The organism is Fictibacillus nanhaiensis (assembly GCF_042686385.1).
GTDB classification, from domain to species: domain Bacteria; phylum Bacillota; class Bacilli; order Bacillales; family Fictibacillaceae; genus Fictibacillus; species Fictibacillus nanhaiensis.
In genome coordinates, this window is the sequence record NZ_JBHUPF010000016.1 from 33,088 (window position 1) to 57,399 (window position 24,312).

General features: G+C 40.6%; 27 protein-coding genes and 1 rRNA gene. 1 reads left to right on the top strand and 27 read right to left on the bottom strand.

The window, feature by feature from the left end; translation table 11 throughout:
- Positions 1–35: 35 nt before the first annotated feature.
- The 15 genes from ACFS5O_RS20195 to metG form a co-directional block, all read right to left on the bottom strand.
- On the bottom strand, positions 36–698 hold the full coding sequence (locus ACFS5O_RS20195) for a 50S ribosomal protein L25/general stress protein Ctc (protein ID WP_205724253.1): 663 nt from the start codon (positions 696–698) through the stop codon (positions 36–38).
- Between the two features lie 336 nt (positions 699–1,034).
- Entirely contained in the window at positions 1,035–1,985 is a 951-nt protein-coding gene (locus tag ACFS5O_RS20200; protein ID WP_066390512.1) for a ribose-phosphate diphosphokinase, read from the bottom strand.
- Between the two features lie 30 nt (positions 1,986–2,015).
- The gene (gene glmU / locus ACFS5O_RS20205) at positions 2,016–3,401 is read right to left on the bottom strand and encodes a bifunctional UDP-N-acetylglucosamine diphosphorylase/glucosamine-1-phosphate N-acetyltransferase GlmU (RefSeq protein WP_205724252.1); all 1,386 of its coding nucleotides are present in this window, start codon (positions 3,399–3,401) and stop codon (positions 2,016–2,018) included.
- 248 nt (positions 3,402–3,649) lie between these two features.
- Entirely contained in the window at positions 3,650–3,940 is a 291-nt protein-coding gene (gene spoVG, locus ACFS5O_RS20210; RefSeq protein ID WP_066238133.1) for a septation regulator SpoVG, read from the bottom strand.
- 230 nt (positions 3,941–4,170) lie between these two features.
- Positions 4,171–4,548: a RidA family protein gene (locus tag ACFS5O_RS20215; protein WP_205724251.1), complete on the bottom strand. Its 378-nt coding sequence runs from the start codon at positions 4,546–4,548 to the stop codon at positions 4,171–4,173.
- Positions 4,545–5,375, bottom strand: coding sequence for a pur operon repressor (purR, locus tag ACFS5O_RS20220; RefSeq protein ID WP_205724250.1), 831 nt, complete (start codon positions 5,373–5,375; stop codon positions 4,545–4,547). The genes ACFS5O_RS20215 and purR overlap by 4 nt, the downstream gene beginning before the upstream one ends.
- 60 nt (positions 5,376–5,435) lie before the next feature.
- Positions 5,436–6,299 (bottom strand): 4-(cytidine 5'-diphospho)-2-C-methyl-D-erythritol kinase, encoded by an 864-nt coding sequence (gene ispE / locus ACFS5O_RS20225; RefSeq protein ID WP_205724249.1) that lies wholly within the window; start codon positions 6,297–6,299, stop codon positions 5,436–5,438.
- Between the two features lie 143 nt (positions 6,300–6,442).
- On the bottom strand, positions 6,443–6,625 hold the full coding sequence (locus tag ACFS5O_RS20230; RefSeq protein ID WP_197134475.1) for a small, acid-soluble spore protein, alpha/beta type: 183 nt from the start codon (positions 6,623–6,625) through the stop codon (positions 6,443–6,445).
- Between the two features lie 133 nt (positions 6,626–6,758).
- Entirely contained in the window at positions 6,759–7,019 is a 261-nt protein-coding gene (veg, locus tag ACFS5O_RS20235; protein WP_066238125.1) for a biofilm formation stimulator Veg, read from the bottom strand.
- 326 nt (positions 7,020–7,345) lie between these two features.
- Positions 7,346–8,212 (bottom strand): sporulation peptidase YabG, encoded by an 867-nt coding sequence (gene yabG / locus ACFS5O_RS20240; protein ID WP_066390493.1) that lies wholly within the window; start codon positions 8,210–8,212, stop codon positions 7,346–7,348.
- Positions 8,213–8,299: 87 nt separating this feature from the next.
- Positions 8,300–9,175, bottom strand: coding sequence for a 16S rRNA (adenine(1518)-N(6)/adenine(1519)-N(6))-dimethyltransferase RsmA (gene rsmA, locus ACFS5O_RS20245; protein ID WP_205724248.1), 876 nt, complete (start codon positions 9,173–9,175; stop codon positions 8,300–8,302).
- Between the two features lie 6 nt (positions 9,176–9,181).
- On the bottom strand, positions 9,182–9,745 hold the full coding sequence (rnmV, locus tag ACFS5O_RS20250; protein ID WP_205724247.1) for a ribonuclease M5: 564 nt from the start codon (positions 9,743–9,745) through the stop codon (positions 9,182–9,184).
- Positions 9,746–9,935: 190 nt separating this feature from the next.
- Positions 9,936–11,153 (bottom strand): resuscitation-promoting factor, encoded by a 1,218-nt coding sequence (locus tag ACFS5O_RS20255; RefSeq protein ID WP_205724246.1) that lies wholly within the window; start codon positions 11,151–11,153, stop codon positions 9,936–9,938.
- 215 nt (positions 11,154–11,368) lie between these two features.
- Positions 11,369–12,136 (bottom strand): TatD family hydrolase, encoded by a 768-nt coding sequence (locus ACFS5O_RS20260; protein WP_205724245.1) that lies wholly within the window; start codon positions 12,134–12,136, stop codon positions 11,369–11,371.
- Positions 12,137–12,321: 185 nt separating this feature from the next.
- Positions 12,322–14,283 (bottom strand): methionine--tRNA ligase, encoded by a 1,962-nt coding sequence (gene metG / locus ACFS5O_RS20265; RefSeq protein ID WP_205724244.1) that lies wholly within the window; start codon positions 14,281–14,283, stop codon positions 12,322–12,324.
- 719 nt (positions 14,284–15,002) lie between these two features.
- Between metG and abrB the strand changes: the two genes are divergently transcribed.
- Positions 15,003–15,287, top strand: coding sequence for a transition state genes transcriptional regulator AbrB (abrB, locus tag ACFS5O_RS20270; RefSeq protein WP_066238107.1), 285 nt, complete (start codon positions 15,003–15,005; stop codon positions 15,285–15,287).
- Positions 15,288–15,606: 319 nt separating this feature from the next.
- Here the strand turns inward: abrB and rsmI are convergent, their stop codons facing one another.
- The 12 genes from rsmI to rrf form a co-directional block, all read right to left on the bottom strand.
- Complete coding sequence (gene rsmI / locus ACFS5O_RS20275) at positions 15,607–16,491, bottom strand: 16S rRNA (cytidine(1402)-2'-O)-methyltransferase (RefSeq protein ID WP_205724243.1); 885 nt, start codon at positions 16,489–16,491, stop codon at positions 15,607–15,609.
- On the bottom strand, positions 16,463–16,753 hold the full coding sequence (locus tag ACFS5O_RS20280; protein ID WP_205724271.1) for a GIY-YIG nuclease family protein: 291 nt from the start codon (positions 16,751–16,753) through the stop codon (positions 16,463–16,465). Before ACFS5O_RS20280 ends, rsmI begins: the two co-directional genes overlap by 29 nt.
- On the bottom strand, positions 16,743–17,492 hold the full coding sequence (locus ACFS5O_RS20285) for a tRNA1(Val) (adenine(37)-N6)-methyltransferase (RefSeq protein WP_205724242.1): 750 nt from the start codon (positions 17,490–17,492) through the stop codon (positions 16,743–16,745). The genes ACFS5O_RS20280 and ACFS5O_RS20285 overlap by 11 nt, the downstream gene beginning before the upstream one ends.
- 376 nt (positions 17,493–17,868) lie before the next feature.
- Positions 17,869–18,222 carry a DNA replication initiation control protein YabA gene (yabA, locus tag ACFS5O_RS20290; protein WP_144704788.1) on the bottom strand — a complete coding sequence of 118 codons (354 nt, stop codon included), beginning with the start codon at positions 18,220–18,222 and terminating at the stop codon, positions 17,869–17,871.
- A gap of 15 nt (positions 18,223–18,237) precedes the next feature.
- On the bottom strand, positions 18,238–19,068 hold the full coding sequence (locus ACFS5O_RS20295; protein ID WP_205724241.1) for a PSP1 domain-containing protein: 831 nt from the start codon (positions 19,066–19,068) through the stop codon (positions 18,238–18,240).
- 4 nt (positions 19,069–19,072) lie between these two features.
- Positions 19,073–20,062, bottom strand: a complete 990-nt coding sequence (gene holB / locus ACFS5O_RS20300) for a DNA polymerase III subunit delta' (RefSeq protein ID WP_205724240.1) — start codon at positions 20,060–20,062, stop codon at positions 19,073–19,075.
- 14 nt (positions 20,063–20,076) lie between these two features.
- Entirely contained in the window at positions 20,077–20,517 is a 441-nt protein-coding gene (locus ACFS5O_RS20305; RefSeq protein ID WP_205724239.1) for a YaaR family protein, read from the bottom strand.
- A gap of 19 nt (positions 20,518–20,536) precedes the next feature.
- Entirely contained in the window at positions 20,537–20,866 is a 330-nt protein-coding gene (locus ACFS5O_RS20310; RefSeq protein ID WP_066390471.1) for a cyclic-di-AMP receptor, read from the bottom strand.
- A 15-nt stretch (positions 20,867–20,881) separates the two neighbouring features.
- Positions 20,882–21,526 carry a dTMP kinase gene (gene tmk, locus ACFS5O_RS20315; protein ID WP_205724238.1) on the bottom strand — a complete coding sequence of 215 codons (645 nt, stop codon included), beginning with the start codon at positions 21,524–21,526 and terminating at the stop codon, positions 20,882–20,884.
- Positions 21,527–21,538: 12 nt separating this feature from the next.
- Complete coding sequence (locus tag ACFS5O_RS20320) at positions 21,539–22,963, bottom strand: aminotransferase class I/II-fold pyridoxal phosphate-dependent enzyme (RefSeq protein WP_205724237.1); 1,425 nt, start codon at positions 22,961–22,963, stop codon at positions 21,539–21,541.
- 119 nt (positions 22,964–23,082) lie between these two features.
- The gene (locus tag ACFS5O_RS20325) at positions 23,083–23,277 is read right to left on the bottom strand and encodes a sigma factor G inhibitor Gin (RefSeq protein WP_066390463.1); all 195 of its coding nucleotides are present in this window, start codon (positions 23,275–23,277) and stop codon (positions 23,083–23,085) included.
- 915 nt (positions 23,278–24,192) lie between these two features.
- Positions 24,193–24,308, bottom strand: a 5S ribosomal RNA gene (rrf, locus tag ACFS5O_RS20330).
- Between the last annotated feature and the right edge of the window lie 4 nt (positions 24,309–24,312).

The window sequence follows — 24,312 nt, forward strand, 5'->3', positions numbered from 1 at the left end:
ACGCAGCGGCCGCTGCGTTTTTATCTTCAATCATTCTATTCGTCTTTCTTTTCTTCTTCTTGACTGTCATCAGCAACAGATTCAGAGGATTCTGGAGCATCTCCTTCTGCATCCGCTTCTTCTGTTTCTTCATCCGTTTCTTCATCTTGAAGTTTTGGAGGTGTTACACTCGCAACCACTTCGTCTTCTTCATGAAGAATTTCGTATTTTTTACCTGTTGGCAAGTCCTTCACAGATAAAGAGTCACCTATATTTAAATCTTCAACAGAAGCTTCAAGTTGTTCTGGGAAGTCAGCAGGTAATGCTTTAACGTTTACTGTTGCAAGTACACGTTGCAATACGCCGCCTTCTTTAACACCAGCAGATTCACCCGTTAGTACAACCGGTACCTCTGCTTCTGTTTCTTTATTTAAGTCAATTGCTAGAAAATCTACGTGCGTAACAGAATTTTTTAGAGGATGAACTTGCATATCCTGTACCATGACAGAATAATCTTTTCCATCTACTTTTAATTTGAGTACGCCATTCTTGCCTACTTCTCTGTAAGCTTTAATAAATTCAGGCTCATCAACGGATAAAGAAACAGCTTTTGTTCCATAACCATAAAGGTTCGCCGGGAACTGTCCTTTACTTCTTAATTCCGTTAAGATCGAACGTTTGTCTGTATTTCTTTTTTCGACTGTTAGATTCGTTGCCATAATGAGATCCACCTTTCCTATTTCGAGTCTCTTTAAAGCATTACCCGAACTGAAAGATTTTAAAACGTGAAGTTAGAAATCGATTAAGCAAGCACTTCTTAAGCGAAAGTGATTAATGTTTTACTTGTTGCTCTTCAAAGTGGTTGATTTCCGTTTCAGGATGCTCGCTTTCCGGGGGGCGTGCGGTGAGCCTCTTAGCGCTCTGCGCTATTAAGAGTCTCACCTGTCCCGCTGATCCCCCAGGAGTCTCGCACCTTCCACTTCAATCAACTTTTCAAAGATGAGAATAAAAAAATCTCAAATGCAACAATCTCTATAGAAGAGCTTTATAAGATCTTAATCAAACAATTTAGATACAGAAAGTTGCTCGTGAACGCGAATGATTGCTTCTCCTAATAAAGGAGCTACAGAAAGCTGTGTTACTTTGTCAATCTTCTTCTCTTCAGGAAGAACGATCGTGTTTGTAACAACTAGCTCTTTAATAGAAGAGTTCTGGATACGATCCATCGCAGGTCCTGAAAGAACAGGGTGCGTACAGCATGCATAAACTTCTTTCGCGCCGTTTTCTACTAGTGCATTAGCTGCTAGTGTGATCGTTCCAGCCGTATCAATAATATCATCGATTAAGATCGCTGTTTTTCCTTCGATGTTACCAACGATGTTCATAACTTCAGATACGTTCGGGCGAGGGCGACGCTTATCAATGATAGCGATAGGTGCTTTTAAGCGATCAGCCATCTTTCTTGCTCTAGTAACTCCGCCATGATCTGGCGATACGATTACGATATCATCTAATTCTTTGTTTGCAAAATAATTTGCTAAGATCGGCACACCAAGTAATTGATCAACTGGGATGTCGAAGAAGCCTTGAATTTGAGTCGCATGAAGATCGATTGCAATAACACGAGTTGCACCAGCAGTTTCAAGCAGGTTAGCTACAAGTTTAGCCGTGATCGGCTCACGTGCGCGTGCTTTACGGTCTTGACGTGCATAGCCATAGTAAGGCATTACTACGTTAATCGTTTTTGCAGAAGCACGCTTTAAAGCATCAATCATGATTAAAAGTTCCATTAAGTGTTGGTTAACTGGATCACTTGTAGATTGAATAACGTAAACTTCACAGCCACGAATACTTTCTTCAATGTTAATCTGAATTTCCCCGTCACTAAACTTTGTTACTGAACTTTCCCCAAGCTCAATTCCAATGTGCTGAGCAATCTCCTTTGATAATTCCTTGTTAGAATTTAACGTGAAAACTTTCAATGTAGGATCTACATACGTACTCATTGATGGCTCCATCCTTCCCCACTCTTAAAATTATTGGTTTTGGTTTTGTTTTTCGTTTAACTTTTGAACGTAGTTTTCTTTAACAGTTTGACGCGATCTTGCGATGGATAATGACTCAGCAGGTACATCATCTGTTATTGTTGAACCAGCTGCAACATAGGCATTCTTGCCAACGGTTACCGGAGCAACTAAGTTAGAGTTACACCCAATAAACGCACCATCTTCTACCTTTGTTAAAAACTTGTTCTTACCATCGTAATTCACTGTAATAGACCCGCAGCCAAGGTTTACGTCTTTTCCGATCTCAGCATCACCGATATAGCTAAGATGAGACGCTTTACTACCTGAACTCATCACAGATTTTTTTATTTCTACAAAGTTTCCGATCTTTACGTTGTTCTCAAGAACGGACTTCGGACGGATGTGAGCAAATGGACCGATTGCCGTGAGATCTCCAACTTCACTGTCGTGAATAACAGATTGACGAATCGTATTTCCATTTCCGATAACACTATCTTTGATCTCAGATTGAGGTCCGATAATGTTCTCTTCCCCTATTTTTGTTTGCCCTAAGATGACAGTCCCAGGATAGATGACCGTATCGCTACCGATTTCTGCATCATCTGAAATATAGGTTTGATCAGGGTCGATCAACGTAACACCATTTCTCATATGGCGTTCATTGATTCGTTTCTTCATATAACGTTCAGCTTGCGATAAGGCTACTCGGTCATTTACACCTAATGTTTCATTGAAATCAGGTGTTTGATAAGCAGCTACTACTTCGCCTGCATTTTTTAAGATCTCTATAACATCAGGCAAATAATATTCGCCTTGTACGTTTTCGTTATTAACTTGTTTAAGCGCATCAAACAACGCCTTATTATCGAAGCAGTAAGTTCCTGTATTGATCTCAGTCACTTTACGCTCTTCTTCAGACGCATCTTTGTGCTCTACATTGCGCTCAACTGTTCCTTCACTGTTACGGATAATACGTCCGTATCCAGTTGGATCTTCAGCCTTAGCTGTAAGAATCGTAGCTTTTGCACCAAGAGACTCATGTTCTGCAATAAGCTTTTCCATTGTTTCCGATGTAATAAGAGGTGTATCACCACAAACAACAAGTGTGATTCCTTCTTTATTTGCTAGGGCGTTTTCAGCTTGCATAACAGCATGTGCTGTACCAAGCTGCTCTTCTTGAAGCACGTACTGAACGTCTGAGCCCAATTGATCTTGAACTTTTTCAGCACCATGGCCGACAACAGCCACCAACTGTTTCATTTGAAGAGAGTTGATCTGATCAACCACATGTTGAACCATCGGTTTCCCACAAACAGGATGCAACACTTTATATAACTTGGATTTCATCCTTGTTCCTTGACCCGCAGCAAGAATGACCGCATAGCGATTTGTCATTGTGAACCTCCATCCATTTTCCTAAATCTTAAATATTTCTTAACATACCATTACGAATATATCTTAAACACGTAGTCATTTCAAGAAGTGACGTGGGATTGTCAATGGTTTGATAAATTTTATTGAAAAATGAGGTGATTTTTTAATAGGTATGGGGTATATATAGGAAGGTTCTCTCTTATGAGGAAAAAAGAGCAAATAAAAAGAACCTAATCATTCTGACCAGGCTCTAAATTCTTATTGAGATATTAAGAAGCTCCTGCTTCTTCTAAAGCAGACTCCATCTCTCCCATACGGTGATATTCTGTTAACACCGCGTTTTGGATCTTCTCACGTGTACTAGACGTGATTGGATGCGCGATATCACGGAACTCTCCATCTGGTGTTCGTTTGCTTGGCATAGCTACGAACATTCCATTATTGCCATCAATTACCCTAATATCATGAATAACAAATTCATGATCGATTGTAATGGAGGCAATCGCTTTCATACGGCCTTCTGTATTTACACGGCGTAATCTTACGTCAGTCACTTCCATTCACAAACACCACCTTTTTCCAAAATAAGAACGTAATATTACAATTCTGCAGCTTTTTACAAAATCCTTCTTGGAATAATAAAAATTTTTAAAAAATTTGTGGCGCCTTTGTCTACCTTGCTTTCATTGACTGATTTAGCAGTGATTTGTTGTTTAGGCGTGTAGTTGATTTCCATTCCAGGTACTCGCATTCCGTAGAACAGGCGAAAAAAATAAGCCCTCATGAGGACTTATTTTGTAAGTGCTATAACTTCTATTTCTACTTTTGCGTCTTTTGGTAGCCTTGCAACTTCTACACAAGAGCGAGCTGGCTTATGTTCGTTGAAATATTCAGCGTACACTTCATTAATATCAGCAAACTCGTTCATGTCGCTAATAAAAATCGTTGCTTTCACGACTTGATCAAGAGAAGAACCCGCTTCTTTCAAAACTGCTTTCAGATTTTGAAAAACCTGATGAGTTTGTTCTTTTACATCCCCATCGATCATGATGCCTTCTTTCGTAAGAGGAATCTGACCTGAACTGAAGAACAACTTGTCGATTATGATCCCTTGGGAATAAGGGCCGATTGCTGCCGGTGCTTCTTCTGTATGAATTTTTTTCATCATGCTTGACCTCCGTTTAGAAAGTAATTACCTTTTTCCACTTCGATGCGATTTTCTTTTTCGTTCACTTGTGCAAGTCGTGCAATGGAAACATAATCATCTACAAGTCTTTCTGAAACTTCTTGAGCCTCAACGAGAACACCGATACCTTCAATGTGTGCTTGAAACTCTTCGATCAAGCTGATCATTCCCTTGATCGTTCCGCCCGCTTTCATGAAGTCATCGATGATGAGTACACGTGACCCCTGTTTGATGCTTCTTCGCGCAAGAGCCATCGTCTGAATTCGTTTGGTTGAACCCGAAACATAATTGATACTCACGGTAGACCCTTCTGTTACTCTGCTGTTGCTTCGTACAACGACGACAGGAACATTCAGGTGTGTAGCTACTGCGTAAGCTAGCGGGATACCCTTCGTTGCGATCGTCATGACTACATCTATTTTTCGTGATGAAAAGATTGATGCAAAAAGTCTGCCGATCTGGTTCACCAATCTTGGGTTGCCGATGATATCTGTAACGTACAAATACCCTCCAGGTAAGATACGGCTAGGGTCTTCGAGTAGCTCAACGAGTTCTTTTACCGTTTCTTCCGCTTCTGCTTGATCTATGCCTGGAATATATTTAACGCCGCCTGCTGCACCTGGAACCGTTTGAACATGGCCTAAACCGTGCTGTTCAAAATGTTCTTTAATAATAGCAAGATCTTCACTTATCGATGATTTAGCCGATTCGTACCGTTCTACAAAATAAGATAAAGGGATGAGTTGATGGGGATGGTGAAGAAGGTAACCTGTTAGATCTACCATTCTTCCGCTTCTTTTTAATTTCATATTATCCTCCAAAACCGAATGTTTGAAGATAATATACCATTTTTATACGGATTTTATCAATCATTCCCCTAATAAACGAACCGCATAAACTTCATGACAAAAGCCTCTCAAACCGTTATACACTCTTTGAAGTCGGGATTCATGCTGAAACAGACCGAAAACAGTTGGTCCGCTTCCACTCATTAGCACAGCATCTGCTCCAAGGCGCATCATCTGCTCTTTAATGTGTTTAACCTCGGGATACATCTTGAGCGTTACGGATTCTAATACATTTCCTAGAAGGCTGCAGATCTTATCGTAATCTTTTTCCTCGATGGCTTTGACCATCCCTTCTACATCCGGATGCTTGATACCTTGAAGTCTTAAGTTACGATACACTTCACCAGTCGAAACGCCGATCGGCGGCTTAGCTAATAGTACCCAACAAGGAGGTGGTGAGGAAATATGGTGGATCTTTTCACCTCTACCCGTCGCTAATGCTGTTCCTCCGTACACACAAAAAGAAACGTCTGAACCAATCTTCGCACCAAGCTCAGCCAATTCGTCCAATGACAGTTCAAGTCCCCAGAGTTCATTGAGTCCTTTTAGTGTAGCTGCCGCATCACTGCTACCACCAGCTAATCCAGCTGCAACAGGAATGTGTTTGGATATATGTATATAAACACCTTTTTTTATGTTAAATGTTTTCTTTAAAAGCAGTGCTGCCTGAAAGGCAAGATTTCGCTCATCAAGCGGAACAAAGCCGCCTGAGCTTTCGATTTTAATTTCGTCTGCCTCTAATAAAGTGAGTTCGATCCGGTCAGCTAGATCTACCGTAGTCATTACCATAGCCACTTCATGAAATCCGTCTTCTCTTTTACGCAATGCATCGAGAGACAGATTAATTTTTGCTGGAGCTTTAATGGATACTTTATTAATTGTCATCATTATCCCTGCCTACCATCTTGCACAATTTTGATATTTTTAATAGTAACACAGTATGAGGCGTGAAATATAGATAAAATCCAACCTTCACTGTAGAGGAAAACCGGAGACACGTTTGGTCTCCGGTTAGAATTACCGCATATTTATCTGTTTTCGTTGTTATAGCGTTGTTCAGCAATCTCTAAAGCGCGTTTAACCATGTTTCCTGCGTCTTTAGAGCGAATTCCGCCCCAGCCTTCGCGCTGGACAGTATCGTAAAAGCCAAGTTCTTTGGCGATCTCTGTTTTTAACCCTTCAGACATCATTCCATTTTTTCTTCGTCCCATAAGAAAAACCCCTTTCATATGCGATACATCATAGTATCTCCAAAAGGGGTTTTATCTTACGTGGTGTTGCTGATTATATGTATTTATTATGTCGACCACAACCAGCAAGTAAAAAAAATAGCAGTAAAGACTCTTACTGCCCGATTGCTGCTTGTGTATCTTCTAAGAATGTAAGTTCTACTGTTTCTGTGAGTACATCCGCGTAACTATAAGAAACACGTTCAAAAGCGTTGGTGTCCTGATCTAATTTGATAATAAAAACTGCCGGGTATGTTTCTTCCAGTGTTCCAAGTCGTTCGATCGTTTTACGTCGACCGCCGTTCGCACGTAAAGAAAGTCTTCTACCCACGTTGGACTCTAAAGAGCGTCTAATGTCCACTATTGTTTTACCCATTTTAGGCTCCACCTCACTTAGACAAATTGTAACACAAATCGTGTTTTTTTGTCAAATTAAAATTTTCATTATAGCAAGCAAAGCATTTTCATGTCAATGACCAAATATCCTTTTTTTGCTTTTTTTAGTATGCCAATTTTTCTGTACAATATGTATAAAATGAATATTTCTTACAAATAATTGTTTAATTCGGGCACTTTTGATATAAATTTCTTTTGTTTTTCTTTTTTGGCACGACAAAAAGCGCGTCCAATTTAAAGGTTCTTTCTTGCTTGTTTCAGAGGAAAACGCAACGCAAAAAAACTCCGAAATTCTTCGGAGTTTGATTATGGTTTTGATTTGATCGGCATCCCTGTTCTTAAGAAGCCCTTTGTCTCAACACCGCCTAACCCTTCTTTTCCAGTTAAGGTGTTGCGGAGAACGTCCATAACATTTACTCGGTCCATAAAAGATGTCAGGCTGATCTTAGAAACGATATAGACGGGATCGAGCGCATGAATATTTATACGAGCTGGGGAGCTGGCAAAATTAGAGCCTACTTTAATCAACGATTCAAAATGGGACTGACAGGCACCCGCAAATATCATCAAATGATCAAGGTGCGTATATTTTCTTCTCACTTCACGAACAGTTCTAACAAAATATTTCGTATGACGATACGCGTTCACATCTGACACATCGCCCTTAGACTTCATATACGCATCGTGTCCCGTTATCACAAGAATGTCCGGTCTTACCTCATCCACGAGGGCAGGGACTTTCTCAGGCATTTCCGATTCCTTCATATGAATGCCATACACAGGAACTCCTAGCTTCTTATAAAGCTCCAAACATTTATTTAAGTATAAAGGGTCTCCGTCAATATGAAGTACTCTACCTGGAAGCTCAAAGTAGGATTGATCATATTGATATCCGTTCGTTGATAAATATTCGCGCTTTTGCCGTAATAGATAATAATCCTGCCTGAATAGTTTTAAGGAAGACTCTTCTTTTTCTTTTTCAACTTGCCTATGTTCAGACATATGTTTGTCATCCACGACGAATAAGTCATCGACAGGAGCATCTGCCCAGAGTCTGAGCTCTTCTCCAGCAAGTTCGGCAATCGTCCGATCCTCGCTGAATCCTACAACTCGAAATAATAAATCTCGTTTGTAAGAGTTTCGGCTTACAATTGATCCAATCTCTAGTTTCATTTTACTCCCCCTATTCGGAGTAACAAGCTCCATAACTACCACTGTTCCTTTTATAAGGTTATGTGAGAGACAGGGGAAAAATGAGATTTATTTTACAAGAGTTAAAAGAGCATCAGCTAATTTGCCGAATTCCTCGATAGAAAGGGTTTCTCCGCGACGCTTAGGATCGATATTGATCGATTCTAGGATCTCTTGAAGCTCTTCTTTCTTGTCTTTTGGAACGAGCTGGCTTGTCAGGTTGTTCCATAACGTCTTTCTTCTTTGTGCAAATGATGATCTCACTACATGGAAGAAGAACTCTTCATCTTTAACAGATACGGCTGGTTCTTTTCGAAGTGTCAGCTTAATGACGGATGAATCGACATTTGGAGCTGGAACAAAAACAGTCTTAGGTACTTTAATCATCGTCTCAGCTGTTGCGTAATATTGGATCGCGATCGATAACGAGTTATAATCCTTCGTACCAGGGGAAGCTGCAAGACGGTCTGCAACCTCTTTTTGTATCATACAGACGATTCCTCGAATCGGTAGCTTGTCTTGAAGAAGTTTCATAATGATCGGTGTTGTGACGTAATACGGCAAGTTCGCAACAACCATGAGATCTTGTCCTTCTTCAAAGTGTTCTTTTATAACAGCATGGATGTCCGCTTTTAACACATCACTATGGATGACATCTACATGTGGATAAGGAGCTAGTGTTTCTTCTAATATAGGTAGAAGGCGTTGGTCGATCTCAAACGCCACTGCTTTTTTGGAAGATCTTGCGATAAACTCGGTTAATGCTCCGATTCCAGGACCAATTTCGATGACTCCTGAATCCTCCGTTAAATCGGCTGCATGGACGATATTGTTTAAAATATTACGATCGATCAAGAAGTTCTGACCTAGACTCTTCTTAAACGTAAAGCCATGCTTCTCTAGAATGGCTTTTGTCGATTGTGGAGTCGATATATCTTTTCTCATATGCTTTTATTCCTCCTCATTGCTATAAAGCGCCTTTAACGCCTGCTCAAATTCCTCTGGTGTGACTCTGAACATATTAAGACGTTTATGTAGTTGTTTCGCATTCATATAACCTAAGCGCAGCTCTCTCCCGATCACTTCACGTCTATGTTTCGAATCTGATCCGCCCGTTAATCCCGCAGCCATCAGATCGTCCCATGAGATCAACTCGTCTTCTGTTTCTAATAATTCTTCTCTAACGTGCTCAAGCGCATCGATTATGGATTCTCGTGAAGCGTGTTCCACACCGACCCCCTTGTCACCCTTTGCGATGGCATCGGCTTTTTCTAAGTAAGCGTGCTTACAGCCCGGCACATACTCCGAAATGATCTCACGAATTCTTTTGCCCGGAAAATCTGGATCGGTGAAAACGATAATCCCTCGGGTCTCGTGTGCTCTTTTGATTCGGTTTAACGTATCGTTGCTAATCTCCGAACCATTTGTTTCTATTGTATCTGCTAATACAGATCGTTTTATAGCAAGCGTATCGCTTTTTCCTTCTACTACAATAATTTCTTTAATTTTTTTCATGATTTCCTCCAAAACGGTGAAACCTTTTTAGGTATTGCAACGTCTAATATATTGAACGACAAAACATCTTTTACTAGTATACCCCAGGCGTCAAGAAAGTCTAGGTCTACAGAGTAACGAGAGTCGTTTTGTGAACTCGTTGTCCCCGCGCACAAAAAAAGCACAGGGATTTTTTCCCCATGCTCTTACATTAATTAATGATGCGAATTTTAACTGATTTTCTTCCCCAAGACTCTGCTTGTGATTGTGAAGAAAAGAATACGTCAATCTTATTACCCTTAATCGCTCCCCCAGTGTCTGAAGCAATGGCATATCCATATCCTTCAACATACACTTTTGAACCAAGCGGAATCACACTAGGATCGACTGCGATAACTTTCGCATTTGGGTTTGATTTTAAATTAAAACCAGTAGCTGTTATGCCGGAACAACCAGCACAATTAGCTGTATAAGCTGTACTCGTTACCGTTATTTCTCGACCGCCCGAACTGCTTGATGCAGATTGGCTACGAGATACAACTGGCTGTGGTTTTGGCTGTGGCTTTGCTTTAGTTCCAACAGCAACAATTTTATCCGAGCTATCGGATAACGTTTTTTCACTGATCAGTTTTCTGGAAATCTCTTTTCCGTTTTCCATAACAACTTCAAAGCGCTTTTCACGTTTACCTTTTTTTCCATCTTGCACGACACGCTCTTTACCTTTTGTTAACCCGCTATCTTTACGGTTAACAACAGCAAACGGTGTTTCTTCTTCCACTACATCGGTGACCTTTTCTACTCGGATGACTTCAACCTGCGTTTTGCCAGTGATTTTATCTGATTTAGCAGGTGATACTCGATCAATTTCTCCTAAAGATACCTTTTGTTGCTTCAAAAGGTCAGCGACGGTAGTCGAAGTGGTCCAAACTTGTTGCGCTTTTCCGCCTACAACAAGCTTAACCGGGAATGCTGATTCGATTTGGATCTTACCTTGATCCTTAATGTCAGCAGTCAGATTTGGCTTAATAGAATCATGCTCTTTTAACGTTAGCTGCTGTTCTTTAACGAATTGTTCAACAGTCTTCGCTGTCGTCCATATCGTTTGTTCCTTCCCGTTCACGGTAAGGTTGATTTCTTTTGCTTGTAAATAATCAATCTTCATGTTGTCAGTCACCTTGGCGTCAAGACCCGGTTTAACTGAATCATGCTGATTTATGTTTATGTTTTGTTCGCTTAATAGCTCTCTAACTGTGTTAGCATGCGTATTCACTTCTGTTTTCTTTCCGTCATGAATCAGCGTCACATTTGCTTTCGTAGTTTCATAACCTACGAACCCACAAGTTACGGCTAAAACGAAAAGAGCAACGATGGAAAGATAAACTTTCTTGTTCGTGAAACGTGAGAACAAAGCTAAAATTTTCCTATTCATTCAATTTCCTCCCCTACAAGGACTGCATTATAAATATCTTTTTTCTCTCTGTCAAATCACCCTCCTTTTCGCCATGAATTGACCCAAGGCCATTATGAGCGGAAAAGAAGAAAAAAAGAAAGGAAAACCGTTTGACAAATTTCCTTTCTCTTTTGTCAATTCTTGAAAGATTAACGCGATATTTCTCATGCTTTGATCGTTTACGACAACATTCCCTATCGGTTCATGTTAAAAATTCGGAACGCGTTGTCGGACGTTTTCTCTATGATGTCTTCAAGTGGAAGATCTTTTAATTCAGAAAGTGTTTCTGCAACATACTTTACATAAGATGGTTCGTTTCTTTTCCCTCTTAACGGATGAGGGCTTAAATACGGACAATCTGTTTCAATCAAGAGCCGGTCCATCGGAATTTCAGCAGCGACTTCCTTCACCTTTTTTGCATTCTTGAACGTTACTGGTCCACCAAAGCTTATGTAAAAATTCATATCCATGCATTGACGTGCCACTTCAATGCTACCGCTATAGCAGTGCATGATACCGCCAACTTCATGGGCTTCTTCCTCTTTCAATATGTCTACAACATCTTGCGTTGCTTCACGGTTATGAATAACAATCGGAAGCTTTACCTTTTTAGCGAGTCGAATCTGGCGTCGGAAAACTTCTTTCTGAACATCGGCTGGTGACTTGTCCCAATGATAATCGAGTCCCATCTCGCCAAGTGCAACAACTTTTGGGTGTGCTGCTAGTTCTTCGATCCAATCCAGATCTTCATCCGTCATGTCGATCGCATCTACTGGATGCCAACCAACACAAGCATAGATAAAATCGTATTGCTCTGCCAGCTCCATCGCACCTTTAATGGTTTCACGATCAAAACCGACTACAACAATATGTGTTACGCCTTCATCCAACGCTCGCTGAATGACTGCTTCGCGATCTTCTTCAAACTGTGTTGCATTTAAATGAGCATGTGTGTCAAACATAGTGTACATCCTTTCAACTTTACAAATCTTATCACATTTTCCATTCATTCGGGTAACAGTAGCATTACAAGTTAGTTACAACGTAGGTTAAAAGTCCTATCTTTGACAGTGGAATTTCAGGAAATCACTGCCCAAATGAACTAAAAATGACAAAAAAGCGGGGAATTGCTCCCCGCTTTTTGTGTTTATTTTACTTTTGAACCGTTTGGAAGTGACGGATCAACCGTTGCTAAAGTTAACTGACCATCCGAAGATCCAGCTAGAATCATTCCTTGTGAAAGCTCGCCCCGTAATTTAACGGGTTTCAAGTTTGTTACGCAGATCACTTTTTGACCAACAAGGTCTTCTGGCTTGTAATACTGCGCAATGCCAGACACGACTTGACGTTTTTCATAGCCTAAGTCTAATTGAAGCTTCAGTAATTTATCTGCTTTCTTTACCGGTTCTGCTTCGAGAACCGTTGCCACACGAAGATCCACTTTCATGAAGTCATCGATTGAGATTTCTGGTTTCTCGTCACTAGCTGGCAGTTCTTCTTTCTTTGGTTCTTCTGCTACAGGAGCTGAAGAGCCACCCATTGAATTCTTGATGAATTCCACTTCTACTTCGGTTTCTAAACGAGGGAAGATCGGGTCACCCTTTTCAACCTTCGTCTTTGCAGGAATCGCACCGAACTCTTTTAGGGAATCCCACTCAGTAAGACTCTTGTCAGCAAGACCTAACTGGCTCCAGATTTTCGCTGGTGTTTCTGTCATGAATGGCTGGATCAACACAGAAACAATACGAATTGACTCTGCTAAATGATACATAACACTTCCGAGCTCGGCTTTTTTAGCCTCATCTTTCGCCAATACCCACGGCTGAGTTTCATCAATATATTTGTTCGTACGGCTGACTAACTGCCAGATCGTTGAAAGTGCGATGGAGAACTCTAGTTTTTCCATGGCTTCTTCTGTTTTTCTAACTGTCTCTAGCGCAAACTCTTGAAGTGTTCCGTCAAACTCAGTCACTTTTCCTTCATATGAAGGGATCTCACCATTGAAATATTTACCGATCATTGCAATTGTACGGTTGAGCAAGTTACCAAGGTCGTTTGCTAGATCAGCATTTACTCGATCTACGAAGCTCTCTGGCGTGAACACACCATCTGAACCAAAAGGAACTTCACGAAGCAAGTAGTATCGAAGTGGATCTAATCCATAACGGTCGATAAGAACATTAGGGTCCACTACATTTCCTTTGGACTTAGACATCTTGCCATCTTTCATCAAGAGCCATCCGTGTGCGATAACTTGTTTCGGTAGAGGTAGATCTAACGCCATCAACATGATCGGCCAATAGATCGTGTGGAAACGAACGATCTCTTTACTCATCAAGTGAACATCAGCCGGCCAATATTGTTTGAATTTCTCTTCGTTCTCACTTCCATATCCTAGTGCCGTAATATAGTTAGACAATGCATCGATCCATACGTAGATCACATGCTTTGGATTACCTGGCACTTTTACTCCCCAATCGAAAGAAGTACGTGATACAGCAAGATCTTCTAGACCAGGCTTGATAAAGTTATTGATCATCTCACGCTTTCGTGACTCTGGGAAGATGAATGAAGGATTTTCTTCATAATAAGCTAATAAGCGATCTGCATATTTACTCATGCGGAAGAAGTAACTTTCTTCTTTAACTTTCTTCACTTCACGGCCACAATCTGGACACTTTCCATCTTCAAGCTGACGCTCTGTAAAGAAGGATTCACAATCCGTACAATACCAACCTTCATATTCACTTAAATAGATATCATCTTGATCAAGAAGCTGTTGAAAAATCTTTTCGACAGATTTCTTATGTCTTTCCTCTGTTGTACGGATGTAATCATCATAAGAGATGTCCATCTTTTTCCACAGTGCTTTAATATCATCCACAATACCGTCTACGTATTTGAGAGGATGAAGGCCTTGTTCGTTTGCTTTCTTTTGGATCTTTTCACCATGCTCATCCGTTCCTGTTAGATACATAACATCAAAACCTTTAAGACGCTTGTAACGAGCCATCGCATCTCCAGCTGTTGTTGTGTATGCATGTCCAATATGAAGTTTGCCACTTGGGTAATAAATTGGTGTTGTAATATAGAATGTTGGTTTCGCCATTCTAGCCGCCTCCTCAAAATAATAACCTTATAGTAAAGAAAACTTGGCTGACGCTAAATCTATCGCGTCAGCCCTCGTTGCGCTTATACTATTTAAATATACTTGTTTCACCCTATCGAAATACCGTGCTAACAAGTTACACTTTCTAATAGTGGAAAAAAAGCCCCTCCATTTAGGGACTATTGTTCTTTAGAATTAGGAAGAAAATTACTGTAACGGAAAATGTATCTTTTTACAATATTATAAGAAACTGTTTGCATTAGGACATAAAAGTAAAAAAGTAAGCGAAAGATTTCTATGTAAATACTTTCATTATTCTCTTTTCTTCCTTCAAAATATACCTAATGCATGGAAAGCGTGTCAAGGCATACTAGTTAATGGACGAAAAGGAAAAATGGATAGTATTTTTTCGTTGTTAGTTTTGTCGAAATTTGACGTATTATTTTAGCAATATTTCCAGTTAAAAATTTTCATCTTTTACACATTCTTGAATTTTTTATGACAATATATGAATTTATCTTCCAATTCAGTGTTTCGGAAGTATTATAATATGGGTATAGTCTAGTAAAATCAATGGTAAAAGACGATAAAATGTTTAAGTCAAAACTATTGACGACAATTGGAAATCTTGGTAAGATGTTCTCGTAGGATTTTGTCGAATTCTGACGATTTAAATAGATAGGGAAATCTTTTATATATTTGAGAGGAGAGATTTTATTATGAAATCTACAGGAATTGTACGTAAGGTGGACGAACTAGGACGTGTCGTTATTCCAATCGAATTACGCCGTACTTTAGGAATTGCAGAGAAAGATGCTTTAGAAATTTATGTTGATGATGACCGTATCATCCTTAAGAAATACAAGCCAAACATGACTTGTGCAGTAACTGGTGAAGTTTCTGATGATAACTACACAGTTGCAGGCGGGAAGATCATCCTTAGCCGTGAAGGTGCTAAAGAAGTAATGGAAGAACTTCAAAAGCAACTTCAAACTTCAAAATAAGCCTAAAAAACAAGAGCCTTCGCTTTAGAAGGCTCTTTTCCTTTGTTTAAGTTTCATCTTCGTTGCTCTTAAGAGAGGTTGATTTCCGTTTCAGGTGCTTCGCTTTCCGGGGGGCGTGCGGTGAGCCCCTCGCCGCTACGCGCCATTGAGTGTCTCACCTGGCCCACTCGTCCCCCAGGAGTCTCGCACCTTTCACTTCAATCAACTTAATCAATGAAGATAATGAACAAACAAATCGAAACTATAAAAAGATAAGGAGTTTTAAAGCTGTGAGTGATGACTGTAAGATCAGCTTCTTCTCATCCTCTACCCCTATAGCCTACAACCCGTGATATTCTTGGTAGACTTCACGCTTTGGAACGTTTCGGTCTACTGCTGCTAATTTTATGGCTTCTTTTGGTTTTTCGCCTTTTTCGACATAGTGTTCGACATGATCTTTGACAGATAACGATTCCCACCATTGTTCTTCTTCTTCTGCCTCGAATTCTTTATTTCCACTGCCTTCAACAACTAAGCAGAACTCGCCTCGGATTTCTGTGTCTCCTTGGCTGAAGAACTCCGATACTTCTTGTAAGGTTCCACGAGTGATCTCCTCGTATTTTTTTGTGAGTTCACGAACGACAGCGATGTTTCGATTTTCTAGTACACTGCTCATGGCTTGAAGTGTTTCTTTTAGTCGGTGTGGTGCTTCATAGAAAAGAAGCGTAGATGGAAATCGTTTTAGATTTTCAAGTTCCAGCTTTTTTTCTTTTTTTCCACGTGGTAAAAAACCGTAGAACGTAAACAATTCGGTATTGAGTCCTGATGCCACAAGCGCTGGTAAGGCAGCGTTTGCGCCTGGCAACGGAATAACGGGTATCTTTTCTTCAACGCACTGAACGACTAACTCATAACCTGGATCAGAAACACCTGGCATTCCTGCATCAGTAACAAGCGCAACCTGTTTTCCTTGTTTTAATTCTTCTAACAGCTTCTTACCGCTCTGCTGTTTATTATGGTCATGATAGCTTGTTAAGGGTGTGCTGATTTCAAAGTGGTTGCATAGTTTTTTTGTTTGTCTTGTATCTTCTGCTGCGATCACATCGGATTCTTTTAGTATACGAATTGCGCGATATGTCATATCTTCCAAGTTTCCGATCGGTGTTGGAACTAAGTACAGCATGCCGCTTTCTATATCACTGCTGTAACTCTTTTGCTGCCACATACAAAACACTTCCCTCTTTTATCATTCTTTCTTTTTGAGCACGCTTAAGCTTTTTCACTGCAAACTCCATACGCATCGCTTCTTGTTTGGTAGGAAAAGCTGCTTGAAAGACAAGCTTTAATGGTCCTCTACCCCTCGTATACTTCGCGCCTTTTCCTTCTTCATGCTTTTTAAGGCGTTTTTCTAAATCATTCGTATACCCCGTATAATAACTTCCGTCCTTACATTCGAGAATATATAGAAAGTGCGTATTATTTTCCATCTTCGCCATAGAACATCCTCTTTAACTGTTCCGTGTATTGACCGTCTTCCCCATACACCGTTATGGGAGGCAGTATGTGCAGATCGGGTTTCCCGTTCTTCATTCCTTCTATTAAAAGCATGTTGGCTTCACTGCCAGCTTTCGGATAGATCAGCTGCAGTTTTTTTGGTTCAAGCTTATACTCTCTCATATAGGCTAATATCTCCATAAGACGATTCGGCCGATGAACCATGGCTACTTTCCCACCTTGTTTCACGAGCTGACTGCTCACTCGAATCACATCTTCTAGCGAACAGTGAATCTCGTGACGCGCGATAGCAAGGTGTTCGTTCTGGTTAAAATCTTCTTCATGTACAGATGCAAAATAAGGTGGATTACAAGTAAGGGCATCAAATGAACCATGGCCATATGTAGTGGGGGCGTCTTTAATGTCTGCTAAATCCATCTGGACCTGTTCTTCTAGATGATTTAACGCTACACTCCTCGAGGCCATACTGTGCAATCTTTCTTGAAATTCAACTCCTGTTATCTTTGCCTGTGACCGCTTGCTTAACAAAAGCGCAACAGCACCATTGCCGCTGCACAGATCGATGATCTTACCTTTTTGAATCGGTACCCACGCGAAACGACTTAATAACACAGCATCTAGTGAAAAAGAAAAAACAGAGGGACTTTGTATGATTTTCAAATCTTCATGTACTAAATAATCAATCCGTTCATCTTGTATTAGATCACTCACAGCTCTTCCCTCTCTTTCTTCTATATAAATAAGTTAAGTTTTTATTGGCTTTTGACTGATTATTCATTGGATGTTCCACTTCACAGGATATGGGACAGTTTCGGGTCCCGAAACTGATCATGTTTATATACTTAGGAGGCATTCCGCTCGTCCAATTCAGAAATTTTCGGACCTAATCCAGAAGTTTCGACCGTTTATCCACGAGTTTTGGCTCTCAATCCAAAAGTTTTTGCTGTTTATCCACGAGTCTACATTCGTCGACAAATTCCGCCAGCTACTACCCCTCACATATCCTAGCTAACGCTTACCCTGCAATTAACCTTAGTTACCACAAACACTGCCATATAAAAAGAAGCCTTCCCATTTGGAAAGGCGTTTATTTCTTATTTAAAAATGAAAGACAAAACAAACAATCTCCCTCTGAACGTACACTTCCATAATGAAGGTTGCAGATGTGGAATCCTTCTTGGTAGAGACGTGCAAGGTTGTCGTAACCTTCACCGATATCGGTAGGTTCTTTCTTGGCTTTAGAGGCTACAGACTTTTTAACAGAACTCCGCTTTTGATCGGCATTCAGCTTGTTTCGCAGATTTTCATTTTCCATCACGAGATGGTGGTTTTCTTCAATGAGTGCAGCCAAATGAGTCTTGAAATCTTCCAGTTGCTTTGACAGCACCGTGATTTGCTCTTCCATCTGTACTACGCGGGAAAATATTGTTTTCTTTTCCACGAATTCCACCTCTTTTTACTCTGTGGCCTGACTGAATAATTCCTCTCTCTTACCAGCAAGCTCGTCCAAAGTGAACTCTGTCGTTCTTTCCATAGATGGAATGTTCACTTGAATGATTTTCTCTAGCAAGTTCAAGCCGACAACGCGACCAACACCATGAGGGGTCATAATCTCTTCACCAACATCAGGCATTTCTTCTTTAGCTTCTTCATAATAGTCGTTCTCATACTTCAAACAACACATCAAACGGCCGCAAAGCCCTGAAATTTTAGCAGGATTTAAAGAAAGGTTCTGATCTTTCGCCATCTTGATCGAGACGGGCTCAAAATCTCCGAGGAATGTTGAACAGCAAAGCATTCGTCCACACGGACCAATTCCGCCCAGCATCTTCGCCTCGTCCCTAACACCGATCTGCCTGAGTTCAATTCTAGTACGGAAGATAGAAGCTAGGTCTTTGACCAACTCCCGGAAATCGATTCTTCCGTCTGCTGTGAAATAGAAGATAATCTTATTTCGATCAAACGTATATTCGACATCGACAAGCTTCATGTCCAGCTTATGTTCGATGATTTTTTCCTCACAACTTTGGAACGCTTCCTTAGCGGCTGCTTTATTTTCTTCTACAGACAAAATGTCTTTCTGTGTCGCGAGCCGAACGACCTTTTTTAAAGGAAGAACAACATCATTCTCCCCGACTAGTTTCTTATCGATAACTACCTTGCCATATTCTATTCCACGCGCCGTTTCCACAATGACGAACGCGTCTTTTTTCACTTCAAGGTCGCCGGGGTCGAAATAATATACTTTACCCGCTTTTTTAAAGCGGATTCCCACTACCTCATACAAGGTTTTATCCCTCCCGTAATCGTAAAACCAACTGCTCCATCACCATCAAGGGGCTGACGTTGCTCCTGAGTCTAGCTTGAGCAGTCAGTATCGCTTGCAGGGCTTCACCCGTCTTTTTTTGCGAAGTGTGAAGAGCCTGCTGCTCTAATGCTTGAAGCTGATCGAAAAACACAACGTTTTCCGAGTTTGATAAATGTATAGATAAAAGATCTCGATACCAGATCAAAAGTAAGTTTAAAGCTAAACGTAACTGATCTTTTTCTTTAAAAAAACTTAAATACTGATCTTGCAGTACAACAAGACAGTAATCAGGCCGGAGCCTCAAGTCCTCCGTTAATTGTATCACTTTGGCTCTTGCTTGTGCAAACCACTCTTCCCTACAAATTTCGAGTGCTTCTGCATAATCTGACGTCAACGAGGACGCTAACATTGCTACTGGCTTTGGTATATCGTCTTGTAGTAATTTTTCTAAAATCCCTTGCGGGGGAAGGGGTGAAAAGGTTAATGTCTGTGCTCTTGAACGGATCGTATCGAGCAAACGATGAACCTGTTCTGTCAAAAGGAGAGCGATCGTATCGTTTCCTGGCTCTTCTAAAAACTTTAAAAGACTGTTTGCCGCCTGAACGGTCATCTTATCGGCATGCTCAATAATGTATACCTTTTTGGACGACTCCATCCCACTATAAGCAAACTCTTTTTGAAGCCCTCTTATCTGATCGATCTTAATGTTTTGGCCATCTGGTATGATGATATGTACATCGGGATGGTTGCCAGATGTAATCCTCTTGCAGTTCGAACAGCTTTCACAAGGGTTTCCATCCTCACTGTTTCTGCAAAGGAACGTTTTAGCAAGAACCGTCGCAGTCGCCATCTTTCCAGTTCCATGAGCCCCTTCAAAAATATATGCATGAGCAAGGCGCTGTTTTCGTATACTGTTTTTTAATAATCTCACAACACGAGGCTGTGTTTTGCTGCACTCTTCCCAGCTCACCATATCTTACTCACCTACTACGTATATAAATTAACTAACAAACCTTTAATTTCTCCGATTCTATCTAGCAAAGTGATCGAATCCTTCTCTTGGCTAAGAACAGCCTCAGTCAGCTCGATCAGATGTTCATCTACTTCTTTTACGAGTTTAAGTGTGCGCGATCTACCTTGCTCGTTCCAGCTTTTATTCTGCTTAAGCTGCATACCGAAATCAACAGCTTCTTTTACGAAGCGTTGAACCAAGTTTTTATACAACTGCAGATCTCGTACCGTTTGTGATTGAAGCAGTCTCTTGCCTTGGTTTTCTATATCACCTAGCAGTCTTGTTAACTGTTCGGAATGTAATTTCTCATTTTGTTTGGACACAGCTTCACCAAAGGAAATAGACGTTTTTTTACCCATCTTTCCATCGTTCTGCTTAGTATCCAGAATGGGTCTTATCTCTTGGCCAATTTTCATAATAACCCCTCAATTTTATTTAAAATTGCTGAAAGCTTTCAACCGGCAGAACAAATACAGTCGCGCCGCCTACTTCAACTTCAACCGGGTATGGCACATAAGCATCTGCATTGCCTCCCATCGGGGAAACGGGCGCCACCATCTGATTACGGCTCTTGCAGTTCTCCCGAATAATCTCCATAACATCATCGATTTGAGCATCTTCCACACCAATCATAAACGTTGTGTTCCCTGCTTTCAAAAATCCTCCTGTTGTCGCGAGTTTTGTAGCACGGTAGTTTTTATCAACAAGCGCATCTTGCAATCGGTTGCTGTCTTTATCTTGAACAACGGCTATAATCATTTTCATGGCAAATGCCCCTCTCTACTTTTTCTTATGATTCGATAAAAGTTGATCTAAATCCTTTACGATTTCTTCAAACACAGCATCAGGGCTCTGTTCACCATTGATTCGAACGATTCGATCAGCTTGTCTTGAAAAGATTTGAGCAAACCCTTCTCTCACACGTTCATGATAAGAAAGGTCTTTCTGTTCGATTCGATCTAGATTCTCTGTTCCGTAGCGAGCCTTCATTCGTTCTTTTCCAACTTGCGGCGAAACATCTACAAAATAACTGCGGTCAGGTACAAGTCCACTGGTTGCAATATTGTTCACTTTTAGCACGCGTTCTTCACCTACTCCAAGACCAAACCCTTGGTAGGCAAGCGATGCATCAACAAATCGATCACAGAGTACGACTTTTCCTTCTTCTAATGCAGGAAGGATCTTTTCATGTACATGCTGTGCACGCGAAGCGGCATAGAGTAGAACTTCTGTCAGATCATGCATTTCTTTATGCTCTGGATCTAACACAAGCGCTCGTATCTTATCGCTGATATTTGTACCACCTGGTTCACGCGTTTGGATAAAGTTCACGTCGTGCTTTCGTAAATACTCAGCAACCCTCGCAATTTGTGTTGTTTTTCCTGACCCGTCCGGCCCTTCTAGTGTAATAAATAAACCTTTCACAATTCCTGCCCCTTACCTTTGATCAAAAACATATATCATATGGTTTTCGGTAATTCCTTGGAACCGAGCACCCTTCTGTTTCAATGTAGAATACTCATCTATATGTTTCGAAGTAATTTGTTCTCCTTTTGCGACGAGCGGAATTCCTGGAGGATAAGGAATCACAGCTTCTGCTGCGATCTGTCCATCAGATTCCATCATCGACAGAGGTTTTGACTGTAAACCCCTCATTTCTCTATACGATAGTGATAAACGACTCACTTGTAAAACATCTGTTAAGGATTGTTCTGTTTGTTTTCTGCTATTATATTGAGAAAGTTGATCGGATACTTTTTTCAATACCCTTTGTAAGTCGGTAGAATCGTTTAGCGGACCAAGCGGCAAAACGAACAAAACATTCCTATCATCTGATAACTCTGTAAACAATCCTTCTTTTTCAAATAGAACCTGAAGCTCATACCCTGATAATTCCCTATCAGACTGAACCGTAATCTTTAATGGATCAATCTGATACCGATCTGAAGCTTTCATTACTTTTAGATGCGGAAGTGAATCCATATACTTTCTCATACCTTCAGCTTGAGACAAGATACGATTGATGTCATCATTGCTCAAATTTTCAAGATAAAGCCGGCTAAGATCAAGTGAAGCCATGATCAGATAGGAAGGAGAGCTAGACTGTACCAACTGTAGAGCATGCTTTAAACGGTGGATATTTACTCGTTCGCTATTCACATGTAGGTATGCACCCATCGTTAGAGCCGGTAGAGTCTTATGCGCAGATTGCACAACCATGTCTGCCCCTTTATGTATCGAACTGATCGGCATATCCTTTAATCCGAAATGTGCTCCGTGTGCTTCATCGACTAAGACAACACCACCCAGACTATGAATCAAATCAGCAATGTCTTGAATATCTTGCTGCATGCCATAATACGTAGGGTTCGTTAGAATAATCCCTTTCATATGAGGATAACGCTCAACCGCTTCTTTCACCGTTTGAAGAGGTACACCTAATGGATATCCACCCTCTTCATCCATTTCGGTATGAAGAAAAACTGGAGTAACACCAGCCAACTCTAAACCATTTAACACAGACTTATGACAATTCCGTTGGACGAGTACGATATCTTCAGGGTTAAACGACGCAAGGATCATGGCGTGATTCCCACACGTGCTTCCATTTACTAAAAAAAAGCTTTGCTTCACTTTGTAATAGTTAGCCAAAAGATGCTGTGCTTCTAAGATCACACCCTCTGGATGGTGCAGGTCATCAAGTCCTGAGAGCTCAGTTACATCGAACGGTAAAACGGATCGGAAATGAGCTACTGCCCTCTCTTCAAAGATGTGTCCGTTCTTATGGCCCGGCACATGAAATGACCATTTATTTGTATGACTATGATTGATTAACGCCTCGTATAGCGGTGCATGTTTCATTACAAAATCCCTTTGTTTTTAAACGTTTTTAAGCTTATTTGATATTCTTATTCTATCATAGATTGGCTTTCTACGAATTTACAGCAACAAAAAAACAGGCTGTTTGATAGCCTGTTATCTTAGGAAGACGCGTTTACTAATTTTAATTTTCTTAGTTGGGATAGATAATGTTTATAATATTCATCATTGGTTTTCGCAGTTAGGATCTTATGTTCACACTCTTGGCAAATAAACTGATGAAGAATGTGTAATCCTCGATCTTTCTTCTCTTCACATACCATACAAATTTCCCCGTACTGTCGTGTCGCTTTCATTCTTCCACCTCCATAATTGCCATTGTTGCCAGATTAATTTAATCATATACGTTAATTCAGATTATTTTGGATACTCTATAAAATGTATGAATCTCTAGGCTTCGTTGTGTCTGTCTTCATTCGATTCATAAAAATAAACCAAGTTCGCGTCTTCATGGTCCTTAATCCCCGCTGTAGCGCGGTTTAAAACCAATTGATGTGCTAGATAGGCATATAAGTTGCTTTTTTGAAGGTTTTGAGGAGGTTGGTTGGTATTTGTAAAGTTAAAGTGTGGAGTAGTAGTACTAAATGAGGGGATTAACTTTGTCGAAAATCGGATAAAAATTTTTATCTGCGGAATTGTGATGAAGTTTTACGGATATATTCAGGATTACCTCGTATAAAAAGAAGATTACCTCGTAAATGTGTGGGGTTGGGTTGGTGGGGATTGATTAGTGGTTTTTGAGGGGTGATCAGAGGTATATTTGTGGGGTTTTGGTTTGGGTGTTGGTTGGTGGAGCTGTAGAGGTTCTTTTGGGATAGGTTTTGCTGTTTTTGCTGAAGAATATTGGGTGTTGGAAGATGGTTGTGGCCATCTTCTTCCTATTTTGAGGGTTTGAGATCGTTTAAAGTTTTAAGCTGGAGTATCGTGAATACCATGCTGGGTATCTTCCAGCCTTAATTAAGTCTAAAATAGAAAAATTAAGTCGAAATGAGAGCCAATTAAGTCGGAATGAGCCTCAATTAAGTCTAAATTCAAAAATAAAGGCCGTTCGCTAAATCTCGACAATCGTTCTCAGCTTGATCAAAGCTCTATACCCTCCAACTTTCACACCCCAGTCACCCATAATCAAAAGTTCGGTATCCACCAAACCACCTTATTTCTTTTTTAAAAACACAAAAAAAAAAGATGGATTTTCATCCATCTTCCTCATTGCCTAGCGACGTCCTACTCTAACAGGGGGAAACCCCCAACTACCATCGGCGCTAAAGAGCTTAACTTCCGTGTTCGGTATGGGAACGGGTGTGACCTCTTTGCCATCATCACTAGACCTA